The sequence below is a fragment of the Pseudomonas sp. BN415 genome, from assembly GCF_029871195.1.
Classification (GTDB): Bacteria; Pseudomonadota; Gammaproteobacteria; order Pseudomonadales; family Pseudomonadaceae; genus Metapseudomonas; species Metapseudomonas resinovorans.
In genome coordinates, this window is record NZ_SSOK01000053.1 from 301,649 (window position 1) to 314,845 (window position 13,197).

General features: G+C 64.0%; 10 protein-coding genes. 7 read left to right on the plus strand and 3 right to left on the minus strand.

Features of this window, described 5'->3' with window-relative positions; translation table 11 throughout:
- Positions 1-6 precede the first annotated feature (6 nt).
- Positions 7-456, minus strand: a complete 450-nt coding sequence (locus E8F20_RS14595; RefSeq protein ID WP_280284334.1) for a hypothetical protein — start codon at positions 454-456, stop codon at positions 7-9.
- A gap of 146 nt (positions 457-602) precedes the next feature.
- On the opposite strand from E8F20_RS14595, the gene fnr reads away from it, so the two are divergent.
- The 3 genes from fnr (at position 603) to E8F20_RS14610 (ending at position 3,038) form a co-directional block, all read left to right on the plus strand.
- Positions 603-1,337 (plus strand): fumarate/nitrate reduction transcriptional regulator Fnr, encoded by a 735-nt coding sequence (gene fnr / locus E8F20_RS14600; protein ID WP_028630913.1) that lies wholly within the window; start codon positions 603-605, stop codon positions 1,335-1,337.
- A gap of 68 nt (positions 1,338-1,405) precedes the next feature.
- Positions 1,406-1,954 carry an adenine phosphoribosyltransferase gene (locus E8F20_RS14605; RefSeq protein ID WP_028630914.1) on the plus strand — a complete coding sequence of 183 codons (549 nt, stop codon included), beginning with the start codon at positions 1,406-1,408 and terminating at the stop codon, positions 1,952-1,954.
- Positions 1,955-2,201: 247 nt separating this feature from the next.
- A complete protein-coding gene (locus tag E8F20_RS14610; RefSeq protein ID WP_280284335.1) occupies positions 2,202-3,038 on the plus strand; it encodes a metal-dependent hydrolase in 837 nt (278 codons plus the stop codon).
- Positions 3,039-3,179: 141 nt separating this feature from the next.
- Here E8F20_RS14610 and E8F20_RS14615 read toward each other — a convergent pair whose 3' ends face one another.
- Positions 3,180-3,881: a hypothetical protein gene (locus tag E8F20_RS14615; protein ID WP_280284336.1), complete on the minus strand. Its 702-nt coding sequence runs from the start codon at positions 3,879-3,881 to the stop codon at positions 3,180-3,182.
- A gap of 167 nt (positions 3,882-4,048) precedes the next feature.
- Here E8F20_RS14615 and E8F20_RS14620 point away from each other — a divergent pair, with 167 nt between their 5' ends.
- The 4 genes from E8F20_RS14620 to E8F20_RS14635 are packed head-to-tail and all read left to right on the plus strand — an operon-like array spanning position 4,049 to position 12,954.
- Positions 4,049-5,323, plus strand: coding sequence for an ATP-binding protein (locus E8F20_RS14620; RefSeq protein WP_280284337.1), 1,275 nt, complete (start codon positions 4,049-4,051; stop codon positions 5,321-5,323).
- On the plus strand, positions 5,320-6,657 hold the full coding sequence (locus E8F20_RS14625) for an HD domain-containing phosphohydrolase (protein ID WP_280284338.1): 1,338 nt from the start codon (positions 5,320-5,322) through the stop codon (positions 6,655-6,657). The genes E8F20_RS14620 and E8F20_RS14625 overlap by 4 nt, the downstream gene beginning before the upstream one ends.
- A gap of 5 nt (positions 6,658-6,662) precedes the next feature.
- Positions 6,663-7,199 carry a response regulator gene (locus E8F20_RS14630; protein WP_280284339.1) on the plus strand — a complete coding sequence of 179 codons (537 nt, stop codon included), beginning with the start codon at positions 6,663-6,665 and terminating at the stop codon, positions 7,197-7,199.
- Complete coding sequence (locus tag E8F20_RS14635) at positions 7,192-12,954, plus strand: EAL domain-containing protein (RefSeq protein WP_280284340.1); 5,763 nt, start codon at positions 7,192-7,194, stop codon at positions 12,952-12,954. Before E8F20_RS14630 ends, E8F20_RS14635 begins: the two co-directional genes overlap by 8 nt.
- An 81-nt stretch (positions 12,955-13,035) precedes the next feature.
- Here the strand turns inward: E8F20_RS14635 and E8F20_RS14640 are convergent.
- A partial coding sequence (locus tag E8F20_RS14640; RefSeq protein ID WP_280284351.1) for a DUF6396 domain-containing protein occupies positions 13,036-13,197 on the minus strand: 162 nt, incomplete at its 5' end.

Sequence of the window (13,197 nt, forward strand, 5' to 3'; positions counted from 1 at the left end):
ATCGGCTCAGGCGGCGAGCAGTTGATTCAGCTCCACCGCCTGCGCCTCACTGAGATTCGACTCACGAACCAGCTTGGCGAGATTGAGGTTAGCGCTGCTCAGGGCCCCCTGCAGGGACGCGAGTTGACTGCGCACCGCCTCCAGGCGCTGGGCGCGGGTTTCGTCGTCCAGACTCCGGTCGGCCGCGATGGCATCCAGTTCGGCCTTCCGCTCGGCAATCTGTGCCTTGAGGGCGCGGATCATCTTCAGGAGCTCCTTGATGCCATCCGGCAGGCTGCTCTTGTCGATGTCGTCATTTTTCTGCGGCTCGCTGGGCTTGCCGAGGTTCGACAGGCTCACGCGAATGCCCTGTCGCACGGCCTGCATGTCCACCGGGGCCTCCTCCTGCCGTGCGACCTGTCGCCGCACCGACTCCGCCACCCGCGAAACCGCGCTGTTTGTGTCCACGCGCAACATAGGCGGCTCCTTGCCTGAATATCGCCCGGATATCGGCCATTACCGGAAGAACTTGAGCAATAAGTCAGGTAGGCTTTTTCTGGCCGTTGCCTACACCCTGCGTTACCCTTACGAGCATTGTGTGTATGCCTCGCAAGGAATGGCTCATGTCCGAAATCATCAAGGTGCGCAACGTACCCCAGGCCCACTGCAAGGACTGCAGCCTGGCCGCCCTTTGTCTACCCCTGTCGCTGAACATGGAGGACATGGACGCGCTGGACGACATCGTCAAACGCGGCCGTCCGCTGAAGAAAGGTGAACTCCTCTTCCGTCAGGGCGATACCTTCGGCTCGGTCTTCGCAGTACGCTCCGGTGCCCTCAAGACCTTCACCGTCACTGACACCGGCGAAGAGCAGATCACCGGTTTCCACCTGCCCAGCGAACTGGTAGGCCTTTCCGGAATGGACACCGAGCTCTATCCGGTATCGGCCCAGGCCCTGGAAACCACCTCGGTGTGCGAAATCCCCTTCGAGCGCCTGGACGAACTCTCGGTCCAGCTGCCGCAGTTACGTCGTCAGTTGATGCGCGTGATGAGCCGCGAGATCCGCGACGACCAGCAGATGATGCTGTTGCTGTCCAAGAAAACCGCCGACGAGCGCATCGCCACTTTCCTGGTCAACCTCTCCGCACGCTTCCGCGCCCGCGGTTTCTCGGCCAACCAGTTCCGCCTGGCCATGTCGCGCAATGAAATCGGTAATTACCTGGGCTTGGCGGTGGAAACCGTCTCCCGCGTCTTCACCCGTTTCCAGCAGGCCAACCTGATTGCCGCCGAAGGCAAGGAAGTGCACATTCTCGACCCCATCGAACTCTGCGCCATGGCGGGCGGGAGCATTGAAAGTTGATCCCCCGCAGACCTGCCGGCCAGGCAGGTCCGCCCGTTCCACCCAGTTCTTTCCATCAGGCATTGACGATGATCTTCGACGACTTTTCCATCAAGACACTGATCCGCCCTGTCCCTGACTTCCCCAAGCCCGGTGTGGTGTTCCGCGACATCACGCCCCTGTTCCAGTCACCCCGCGCCCTTCGCCTGGTGGCCGACAGCTTTATCCAGCGTTATGTCGAGGCCGACTTCAGCCACATCGGCGCCATGGATGCCCGCGGTTTCCTGATTGGCTCGATCATCGCCTACGAACTCAACAAGCCGCTGGTGCTCTTCCGCAAGCAGGGCAAGCTCCCGGCGGACGTGCTCTCCGAGCCTTACCAGACCGAATATGGCGAAGCCTTTCTTGAAGTCCACAGCGACAGTCTGTGCGACGGCGATAAGGTGCTGATCTTCGATGACCTGATCGCCACAGGCGGCACCCTGCTGGCTGCCACCCGGCTGGTCCGGCGCATGGGCGCCAGCGTTTTCGAGGCCGCAGCCATCATCGACCTGCCCGAACTGGGCGGCTCCGAGCGCCTTGCCGACGCTGGAATCCCCACCTTCGCCCTCACCGCCTTCGCACTCGACGAGCGCTGAGAGACGGGCGGGGCCGCGCCAGTGGACCCGCCCCAACCGAAGCACGGCTGGCCCACCCGGGTTACACCCCCTCCGATTGACGTTACCCCTCGCCCCAGTCCACGCCGCGAACACCCGCCGAAAGTTGGCGGCCAGCCCCTCGCGCCGCCCCGCACGATCCTCAATAGTTACATCGACTGATGGCACGGTTGCAGTGCCCACCGATAACAACGAATGGACGGCTCGCAGAGCCCGAGAGGATCCCCGCATGACCGCCAGCGCCAGCGCCCCCCTGCCCAAAGCCAACTTCCCCGTACGTCGCATGGACTTCAGCTTCGCATCGACCCAGAAATACTGGTGGAGCGGCGACCCCTTCATGACCCACTTCATGAACAACCTCTCCTCGCTCTTCCCCTACGGCGAAAAGTTCTTCGTCGACAGCGTGCGTGCCGTGCGCGACCAGGTCGGTGACCCGCAACTGCAGAAGGACATCAGCGCCTTCATCGGCCAGGAAGCCATGCACTCCAAGGAACACGCGACTTATAACGATTACGCCGCCGAACACGGTATCGACCTGGAACGCCTGGAACTGCGTATCAAGGTGCTGCTGGAATGGGTCACCCGCGTCACAACTAAGAAACAGCGTCTGGCTGCCACCTGCGCGCTGGAACACTTCACTGCCACCATGGCCGAGCAACTGCTGCGCCGGGAAGACATCAACACCCAGATGGACGACCCGAAAATGTACAAGTTGTGGATGTGGCACGCCATCGAGGAAAACGAGCACAAGGCGGTTTGTTATGACGCTTACCAGGCAATCGGCGGCGGCTACCTGATCCGCACGCTGACCATGGCCCTGACCACTTTCCTGTTCTTCGGCGTGATCATGACCTTCCAGGTCCACCTGATGCGCAAGGACGGCCAGTTGTTCAATTGGCGCAGCTGGGCTCGCGGCCTCAAGACCCTGCTCGGCCCACGCAACGGCTACTTCCCGAAGATGATCAAGCCTTACCTGGATTACTACCGCCCCGGTTTCCATCCTTTCGACCACGAGACCAAGGCGCTGGAGAAACGCTGGAAAGAACGCCTCGGCTTCAATGGCTGAATGCCCTGCTGGTCTGACGCCCCTACTGTGCTGTAGGGGCGATTCCAATCGCCAAGCGGGCCGCAGGTCCGCTCTGAGGCGTTCGACAGGGCAACGCCGTTGCCCTTCGCGAATGAATTATCCCCTACGACAAAACTCGCTTCACCCCTCCTCGAAGAACTCCTCGAAGAACCCATCCAGCTCCCCCTCATAGCTGTCCAGCGAATACAGGGTGTCGGCCGCCAGCAGGTCCAGCAGGATCAGCCCATTGAGGCTGGAATCCTCCTCGGCAGCGGCACGCAAGCGGCCGGCCATACCCAGGTTGACCTGGCGCAGGTTGCGGTACAGCTCGCGCAGCCCATCCATGTCCCAATCAGGTTCAAGGCCGCGCTGCCGGCGCAAATGCTGTCCCAGCAGATAGGTGCCCAGTGAGCGGTAGAGGGTCTCAGCCGAGGTGCTGAACGGCCAGTGGAACCATGCCATCGCCCGCAGCATCCGGGTATGGGGACAACCGCTCGTCGCCCCGAGCAGACCGAGCAGCGAGCCCAGGGCCCGTTGCAGCGTGGTCTGCTGGCGGATCTCCCGCTCCCGCCAGAACACCGCCATCCGCACATCCTCGTAGGAAGGCGAATGCGCCAGCACCGCCACTGGCCGAGCCAGGGCCCGCGCAAAGGGACAGTCACGCACCTCGGTGGTCTTCAGCGGGCAATGGCTGCATTGCTGGAAGCCCAGCCGCGCCCAGTCTGGTCCGTTGTCCAGGTATTCGTCAGTTCCCGCCAGGTCCACCTCATGTACCCAAAGGCGGCCATCCGGGAATCGGAACTCATAGCGAACCTGTGCATCAGCCCTCGACTCCAGCCCCATGGTCTACCCTTGCTCACCTGTTGAAGGGAAATTTCAGCGCCATCCAACACGAAATTCGACGAGATTCAGACGCCTGAAATCTGTCATACACTTCGTACAACAAAGTCGGACAAGCGCCAGAATTCAACCCCGACAACCGTTCCACAGCGAAAAAAGCGGGCGACATCATGGAAAGCAGCCCTTTGGATCTTGCCGGAGCCCTGGTTCAACGGATCGAGGTGGGCGTCATCATCCTCGACCAGGAGCTGCGCGTACTTCACTGGAACGACTTCGTCAGCCAGCGCAGCGGCAAGGCCCTGGGGCCTGCCCGGCATCAACCGCTGACGTGGGTCTTCCCGGAAGCGGACACCCCACGCCTCGGCCAGATGGTGGCCAAGGCCCGCGATCAGGGCCTCCACGCCTACACCCACTGGCGCGAAGACCCCTACCTGATCCAGCTGCCCTACAGCCCCGAAGGCCAGGTGACGCCCCTGCGCCTGCAGAGCACCCTGCTCTTCCCCTTCGACTGTGCGGGCGAACGCTATTTCGGCCTGCTGCTTTACGACACCACCGAGTTCGCCCGCTCCAACGACCAGTTGGCCGCTGCCCTGAACGCCCTGGGCAGCAAGCAACTGGAGCAGGATCAACTGATCCACAAACTGGAGAAGGCCAACGCCCAGCTGCTGCAATCGGAGAAGCTCGCCGCCATCGGCCAACTGGCAGCCGGCGTGGCCCACGAGATCAACAACCCCATCGGCTACGTCTTCTCCAACCTCAAGACCCTCACCGGCTACGTCAACGACCTGCTGCGCATCGTCGATGCCGTGGACGGCGTCGGCAGCCTGGAGGAACTGCAGCAGCTCAAGCGCAGCCTGGAATACGACTACATCCGCAACGACGTCGAAGCCCTGATCCACGAATCCGAAGACGGCATCGAGCGGGTCAAGAAGATCATCACCGCCCTCAAGGACTTCTCCCACATCGAAGAAGAAGGATTCCGCGCGGCCGACCTGCACAAGGGCTTCGACAGCACCCTCAACCTGGTCAACAACGAACTCAAGTACAAGGCCGAAGTCGTGCGTGAGTACGGCGAGCTGCCGCTGGTGGAATGCATCCCCTCGCAGATCAACCAAGTGGTGATGAACCTGCTGATCAACGCTGCCCACGCCATCGATAGCTTTGGCCGCATCACCCTGCGCAGCGGCCACCAGGGCGACTGGATCTGGCTGGAAGTCGAAGACAACGGCAAGGGCATCGACCCCACCATTCTCCATCGCATCTACGAACCCTTCTTCACCACCAAGCCGGTGGGCAAAGGCACAGGCCTTGGCCTCGCGCTTTCCTACAACATCGTGCAGAAGCACAACGGCCGCATCGAAGTAGCGAGCCAACCCGGCCAGGGCACCCGCTTCCGCGTCTGGCTGCCGCAGCACCAACCCCAGCCCGGCGGGTCGCAAGCATGAGCGAAGCCCGGCACCGCCCCACCCTGCTGCTGGTGGATGACGAAGAACACATCCTCAGCGCGCTGCGTCGCGTCCTGCGCGGCGAACCCTACGAACTGCTCACAGCCACCGGCGGAACCGAGGCCCTCGCGCTGCTGGCCGCGAACGACGTGGACCTCGTGGTCTCCGATGCGCGCATGCCCGGCCTCGATGGCCCCGCCCTGCTGGCTGAAATAGAGCAGCGCTGGCCGGGCACCCTGCGCTTGATGCTAACCGGCGCCACCGATCTGGACACCAGCATTCGCGCCATAAACCAGGGGCGGATCTACCGCTACCTGGGCAAGCCCTGGAATGACGACGAACTGCGTTTCACCCTGCGCCAGGCCCTGGCTCACCAGCACGCCGAACGCGAACACCAGCGCCTGGAACGCCTTACCCTGGAGCAGAATCGCAGCCTGCAGGAACTCAACGCCAGCCTGGAGCAACGCGTCCGCGACCGCACCGCCGAGTTGCAGCAGACCGCCGACATGCTCGACCTGGCCTACGACGAGTTGCGGCATAGTTACGTGACGGCCACCGAAGTCTTCTCATCCCTGCTCAGCCAGCGCCTGCCGGGCGACAAGCAAGGCAACGCCCAGGTCATCGCCCTGGTGCGCGCCTACGCCAGCGAACACCCGTTGCCGGAAACGGACAGTCGCGATCTGGCCATGGCCGCCGCCCTCTACAACCTGGGCAAGTTGACCTGGGACGACCACTTGCTGGTCCGCCCCAGCGACCTGTTGCACCGCGAGGAGCGGGAACGCTATTGCCGTTACCCGCTGCTGGGTGAAAGCCTGCTGATGGCCCTGGAACCCCTGCACGATGCAGGACGACTGATCCGCCACCATCAGGAGCGCTGGAACGGCACCGGTTTCCCCGACCAGTTGCACGGCCAGGACATCCCCTTCGGCGCCCGCCTGCTCAAGCTGGCGGTGGACTTCGTCGAACTGCAATGCGGCCTGGTGCTGCAACGCCCGTTGCCACGCCAGGAATCCCTGCAGTTCCTCGCCCGCTATGCAGGGCGGCTCTACGACCCGCTGCTCTGCCAGCAATTCATCGACCTCTGCACCCGCTGCGCACCAGACCTGCCGGAGGCCGACGCGAGCATCCTCGCCGTCGACACCCGGCGCCTGGAACCAGGCATGGTCCTGGCCCGCAACCTTCAGGCCGAGAGCGGCATGCTCCTGCTCAATGCCGGCAAGCAGCTCAGCCGCACCCTGATCGACAAGCTCATCGCCTTCGAGGCCAGCGAAGGTGCGCGCTACACCCTCCACGTCCGCCTGTCCGAGGCTGACGCGAGCCCGGCCAAGGAGTAACACCGATGATCAAGATCCAGCTGGTGGACGACGAACCCCACATCCTCAGTGCCCTGCAGCGCCTGCTGCGCCCACAGGGCTGGGCCTTGCATGCCTTCGACAAGCCCGAAGCCGCGCTTGCGGCCCTGGCCGAGCACCAGTACGCCGCCATCATCTGCGACCTCAACATGCCGCAACTGGATGGCCTGACTTACCTGCAGTTCGCCCGGCAGCGCCAGCCCGACGCCCTGCGCATGCTGCTCAGCGCCCATGGCGACCGCACCACCCTGATGCAGGCGATCAATCGCGCCGAGGTCTATCGCTTCCTCTCCAAACCCTGGGAGAACTGCGACATCGAAAGCGCCCTCCAGGCCGCCATCGACCTTTACCAGTTGCGCGACGAGAACCGCCGCCTGCTGGACCAGGTGCGCGGCCAGCAAAACACCCTCGACCGCCAGCGCCGCGAATTGCTACGCCTGGAGATCGAGCACCCCGGGCTGACCCGCGTGCGGCGTGACGCAGAAGGCGCCGTACTGCTGGAGGGCTACGACCTGGATGACTGATCCCGATCAGTCAGGACCACACCTGCCACCGGAACGGCACCTCTACATGGCCAAGCACAACCGCGAACTCGGCTACCAAGCCTACCTGCACTGCCTGGCCTTCGCCCTGATGGCCCAGGGCGTGATCAGCCTGATTTTCTTCCTGACCAAGGCCAGCCCCGCACGCTACGAACTCGTGCTGCTGCCCGACAGCGCCCTGATCACCCTCCTCGCGGGCGCCGCCCTGCTGAGCGCGACCCGCGGCCTGCATCGGCTCTCGTTACTGGCGAGCCTGGCGCTGATCACCGTGGCCGGCTACAGCCTCGGGCACAATGTCCTCGCCGGCGGCAGCGAGCACGGTCGCTCGCTGGTCAGCGGCTACTGGCGCATTCGCAGCGAGCTGGCGATCGTCGCCTGCCTGTTCGGCCTGGCCATGCTTCTGGCCGTTACCCGCCAGGGTGGGCGCTGGCTCAGCCAACTCTGCGGCCTCGCCCTGATCGGCCTGGCGCTGCTCTCGCAGATTTCCCTGCTGGGCGCCAGCCACGGCCTGCCACGCTTCGCCTTCCGCCCGGAGTACGGGCACATCGCCAACCTCTTCGTCATCCTGCTCGGGGTCGGTGTGCTGCTGCTCTGCGCCCTGCCCGACGAGCGCCGGCGCCTGCTCGACCGGAGCGCCACGACCACCGGCCTGCTTGGAGCCCTGATCACCTGCATCGGCTGGTTCCTCCTCAGCCAGAACGAGATCGCCACGCTCAACGCCCACAGCCACCAACTGCTACTGCGCGCCCAATCGTCCATCGAGAACACCCTCACCGTGCGCCTGCAGCTGATGCAGCGCATGGCCGACCGCTGGCACAGCCTGCATGGCGCGTTACCGGAGACACTGTGGCAACAGGAGTCCAGCGGCTATCTGCGCGATTTTCCCAACATCAACCTGATCGCGGTGCTCGACGCCGATCTCAAGCCGCTCCGACAGCAGGCCCGCCACCCGCACGCCGGTGACTGGCTGGCGCGTTTTCTCACCCAGAAGGAGCAGCGTAACTGGCTGCAGCAGGTGCGCCAGGGCAATAGCGCGCAGATGAGCACGGTGCAGAGCTTCAGCGCCACCGACAACAGCTCGCTGGTAGCGACCCCCCTGCGGATCGAAGGCCAGCCCACCGCCCTGCTGGTGGCCGGGCTGGACATCGGCGCGACCCTGGATCGCCAACTGGGTCGTGACCTGGACGGCTTCGTGCTGGAGGTCTTCGAAGGTTCCCGTCGCATCTATGAGTCCAGTACCGGCAACGAAGGCCACAGCCTGTTCCCAGTGGGCGAACAACGCACCGACCTCGGTCCGGAGGGACGCTGGCAACTGCGCACTTACCAGGCCCTGCCACGCAGCGATTACGCCGCGGTCTACCTGCCAGCGCTGCTCATGCTTTTCGGCCTGGGCCTGACCTTTCTGCTGATGGTCAGCCAGAGCTTTTCGCGCCTGGCCATCGAGCGCAGCCAGCGACTGCGCGAAAGCAACCGCGAACTGGAGTTGAGCCTGCAGCACCAGGCCCGATTGCAAGCGCAGAACCAACGGATCATGGACCACTCCATGGACGTGCTCTGTTCCATCGATGCCGCCGAGCGCTTCACCCAGGTCAGCCCCTCCTGCCACGGCGTGCTCGGCTACCGGCCCGAGGAAATGATCGGTCGCCCCTACACCGATTTCATCCTCGATGAGGACCGCGAGCGCACCCGTGGCGACATCCAGGCCATCATCCGCGGGGAATCCTGGGACGCCGTGCGCAACCGTTGCCAGCGCAAGGACGGCAGCGAAGTGCACCTGCTCTGGTCCGCCGGCTGGTCAGAGAACGAGCGCACCCTGTTCGCCGTCGCCCACGACATCACCAGCCTGGTGCGCCACGAAGCCTATGCCGAGGATCAGCGCGACATCCTCAGCATGATCTCTACCGACCAGCCGCTGCGCGAGATCCTCAAGGCCATCTGCCTGATGAGCGAGACCCTGGATCCGTCCGCACTCTGTTCAGTGCTCCTGGTGGATGGCGAGCCAAAACGCTTGCGCCTGGGCGCCGCGCCAAGCCTTCCCGACGCCTTCAACCAGGCGCTGGACGGCCAGCCCATTGGGCCTTTGGCGGGGGCCTGCGGCACCGCTGTGTTCCGTCGGCAGATGGTGGTCAGCGAAGACATCAGTGAAGACCCGCTCTGGCACGAGCACCGTGAACAAGCCCTGCGTCACGGCTTGCGCGCCTGCTGGGCGATCCCGCTGATCGCCCACCACGGCGATGTGCTCGGCACCTTCGCCGTCTACCTGCACCAGCCGTGCGCCCCGGACGATGAGTCCCTGCAACTGATCGGCACCGCCGGACAATTGGCAGCCATCGCCATCGAACGCCAGAACGACCGCCTCCGCCTGCTGGAGAGCGAGCAGCGCTACCGCTCGCTGTTCATCTTCAACCCCGACCCGGTGTTCTCCCTCGATCGCGAAGGGCGCTTCCTCAGCCTCAATCAGGCCGGCTGCGAGCTGATCGACTACAGCGAATCGGAGCTGCTCGGCCAGCTCTTCTCCAGCCTGGTGCTCGAAACCGACATCGACTACGCCCGCCAGCACTTTCGCAGCACGCTCGACGGCAGGGCACAACGCTACGAAGTCCACTGCCACAACCGAGCCGGTGATGTACTGGAACTGGACGTCACCCTCCTGCCTATCGTCATAGAGGGCCGAATAGTCGGCGTATTCGGTATCGCCAAGGACATTGGCGAACGCAACCGCATGACCCGCGCCCTGCAAGTCACCCTGACCCAGTCGGAGCGCAAGGCCTTGCTGCTCCGAGGCCTGAGCGAGACCGCCCTGCGCATCGGCGGCATCCTCGATACGCGCGCCCTGCTGGACTTCATGTGCGAACAACTGCGCCTGCTGGTCGGCGCCCACCAGTCACTGCTCGACCTGAGCGATGGACAGGGCCTGAGCACCTTTTCCCTGTCCGCCAAGTACCAGGCCTGGCAAGACCCTCAGCTACCGGCAGAGGGCCTGGCCCTCTATGGGAGAGTCTGTGCTGGCAACCAGCCGATCCTGCTGACCCGCGCCGAGCTGGATGCCAGGGGTGACCCTGAAAACGGCCAGCTCCCGTTGCGCGGCTGGCTGGCCGTGCCGCTGATCGATCATGGCGGACATCACCTCGGCCTGATGCAGCTCTCCGACAAGTTCGACGGCGACTTCAACCAGGACGACCTGGCCATCGCCCAGCAATTCGCCCAGATGGCCGTGGCCGCGCTGGAGAACATCCGCCTGGTGCAGCAGGTACTCTCCGGCGAACAGCGCCTGCAGGAACAACTGGACTTCACTTCGGCCATCACCAACAGCGTTGGCGAGGGCCTGCTGGCGGTGGATCGCCTAGGACGGCTGAACTTCGTCAACCCTGCGGGCGCCGAACTGCTTGGGCAGCGCGCCGACGACCTCCTTGGCCAGGCCCTGGCCAAACACCTGCCGCTGGACCTCTACAGCGCCCCGGCGACCGGCGGCCGCCACGGCGAAGTCAGCCTGGGCGGCGAACGCCATATCGCCTACGACTGCGCGCCGCTGCTGCACGCGCAATCCCTCGGCGGCTGGGTCATCGCCTTCCGCGACGTCAGCCGGGCAAAGGAATCCGAAAAGCAGCTGCGCATCCTCCAGCGCAGCATCGAGGCCAGTTACAACGGCGCCATGATCTGCGATGCAACCGACGAGAACCTGCCGGTGGTCTACGTCAACCCGGCCTTCGAACGCATCACCGGCTACAGCGCGCATGAAGCCATGGGGCGCAACTGCCGCTTCCTGCAGGGCGCCGACCGCGAGCAGCCGGGCATCGCCGAAATTCGCCATGCACTGACGGAGAAACGCGAGGTCCACGTCGTGCTGCGCAACTTCCGCAAGGACGGCACGCCCTTCTGGAACGACCTCTACATCGCCCCGGTGCCAAACGAACAGGGTGAAATCACCCACTTCATCGGGGTACAGAACGACATTTCCGAGCAGAAACGGGTGGAGTCCGAACTGGCCTACAACGCCAGCCATGATGTGCTCACCGGCCTGCCCAACCGCTCGCTGCTGGAGGACCGACTGCGCCAGGGCTGCCAGATCAGCCAGCGCTACCAGCGCAAGCTGGCGGTGATGTTCATCGACCTCGACGGTTTCAAGCCGATCAACGACTCCATGGGACATGGCATCGGCGACCAGATACTGGTGGAAGTAGCGCGACGCCTGACCCAGCAGGTCCGCCCCGGCGACACCGTGGCACGCCTGGGGGGTGACGAGTTCATCCTGATCCTGCCGGACCTGGCCCGCGAAGAAGACGTGTTGCAGGTGGCTGAGCGGGTCATCGACTGCATCGCCCGCCCCTACCCCATCGCCGGTAGCGAACTGCACATCACCGCCAGCCTGGGTATCGCCATGAGCGAGAAAGGCATGCAACAACCCATGCAACTGATCCAGCAGGCGGACCTGGCCATGTACAAGGCCAAGCAGCAGGGACGCAACTGCTACCAGTGGTACACCACCGACCTGGAGCAGAAGGTCAGCGAGCGGGTGACCCTGCGCAACGAGTTGCAGAAGGCGCTGGAAGCCAACGCCTTCATGCTCTACTACCAGCCGCAGATCGACGGCCGCAACGGCCGCGTCACCGGTTTCGAGGCCCTGCTGCGCTGGCAGCACCCACTGCTCGGCTTCATCTCCCCGGCGCAGTTCGTGCCCGTGGCCGAAGACACCGGACAGATCATCCCCCTGAGCGAATGGGTGCTCGCCACCGCCTGCCGCGATTGCCGCGAGCTGCTCGATCGCGGCATGACCGGCGCTGTCGTGGCGGTGAACATCTCGGCGGTGCACTTCCAGCGCAACATCTTCGTCGACAGCGTGCGGCGTGTACTGGAAGAGACCCGCCTGCCCGCCGAACTGCTGGAACTGGAAATCACCGAGACCGTGCTGCTGGATAACGCCGAGCGCGCCATCGCCACCCTGCAAGCGCTCAAGGCCTTGGGCGTGCGGCTGTCCATCGACGACTTCGGCACTGGCTTCTCCAGCCTCAACTACCTCAAGCGCCTGCCCATCGACAAGGTGAAGATCGACCGCGCCTTCGTCCAGGAAATCATCAGCGACCGGCATGACGCGGCCATCACCCAGGGCATCATCTCAATGGCCCACCACCTGCGCTTGCGGGTGATCGCCGAGGGAGTGGAGAGCGAGTCCCAGTTCGCCTTCCTGAAAAAGAGCCACTGCGACGAGTTCCAGGGTTACTACTTCGCCCGGCCGATGCCCTTCGAACAGCTCGACCAGTTCCTCCACGAACACCACAAGAGCCCGGCCGCCTACCTGGAGACCCGCTCTGGTGCCAGCAATACCCAGACCCTGCTGCTGCTCGACGACGAGGAAAACATCCTCCGCGCCCTGACTCGCGTGCTGCGCCGGGACGGCTATCAGATCTTCACCGCTACGCGCGCCCAGGACGCCTTCGCGCACCTGGCCAAGCACGACATCCAGGTAATCCTCTCCGACCAGCGCATGCCGGAAATGAATGGCACCGAGTTCCTCAGCCGGGTAAAGGACCTCTACCCGGACACCATTCGTATCGTGCTCTCCGGCTACACCGACCTGAAGTCCGTCACCGACGCCATCAATCAGGGCGCCATCTACAAGTTCCTCACCAAACCCTGGGACGACGACCAGCTCCGCGCCGTCATCGCCCAGGCCTTCCTCCATCACAGCCTGGCCAAGACCAAGGAAGAGAACGCGATGGTGGGCGAAGACGGGGAATGACGGTGATAGCCAATTTCTTGAGCGAATGAAATCGCTCTGTCTGCGTTAGCTGTTGCGGGAGATTTACCATCGGGCCAGATCCTACGGGTAGTGAGGAAGGTGGACGAAGTTGGGGGACTCGGGAGTTGGGCGGCCGGTGGCGGGGTCGAGGTGCTTTTCCTTGGCCAGTTGGGTAATCAGCGCTTCGCTGGGCTTGGGCGGCGGGATATTGGCCTTGCGCTCCTCCAGCCACTGGAGCTTGCC

Coding starts and splice junctions, on each gene's coding strand:
- fnr (WP_028630913.1), top strand. CDS start 603: ATGTCCGAAATCATCAAGGTGCGCAACGTACCCCAGGCCCACTGCAAG.
- E8F20_RS14595 (WP_280284334.1), bottom strand. CDS start 456: ATGTTGCGCGTGGACACAAACAGCGCGGTTTCGCGGGTGGCGGAGTCG.
- E8F20_RS14610 (WP_280284335.1), top strand. CDS start 2,202: ATGACCGCCAGCGCCAGCGCCCCCCTGCCCAAAGCCAACTTCCCCGTA.
- E8F20_RS14615 (WP_280284336.1), bottom strand. CDS start 3,881: ATGGGGCTGGAGTCGAGGGCTGATGCACAGGTTCGCTATGAGTTCCGA.
- E8F20_RS14605 (WP_028630914.1), top strand. CDS start 1,406: ATGATCTTCGACGACTTTTCCATCAAGACACTGATCCGCCCTGTCCCT.
- E8F20_RS14635 (WP_280284340.1), top strand. CDS start 7,192: ATGACTGATCCCGATCAGTCAGGACCACACCTGCCACCGGAACGGCAC.
- E8F20_RS14630 (WP_280284339.1), top strand. CDS start 6,663: ATGATCAAGATCCAGCTGGTGGACGACGAACCCCACATCCTCAGTGCC.
- E8F20_RS14620 (WP_280284337.1), top strand. CDS start 4,049: ATGGAAAGCAGCCCTTTGGATCTTGCCGGAGCCCTGGTTCAACGGATC.
- E8F20_RS14625 (WP_280284338.1), top strand. CDS start 5,320: ATGAGCGAAGCCCGGCACCGCCCCACCCTGCTGCTGGTGGATGACGAA.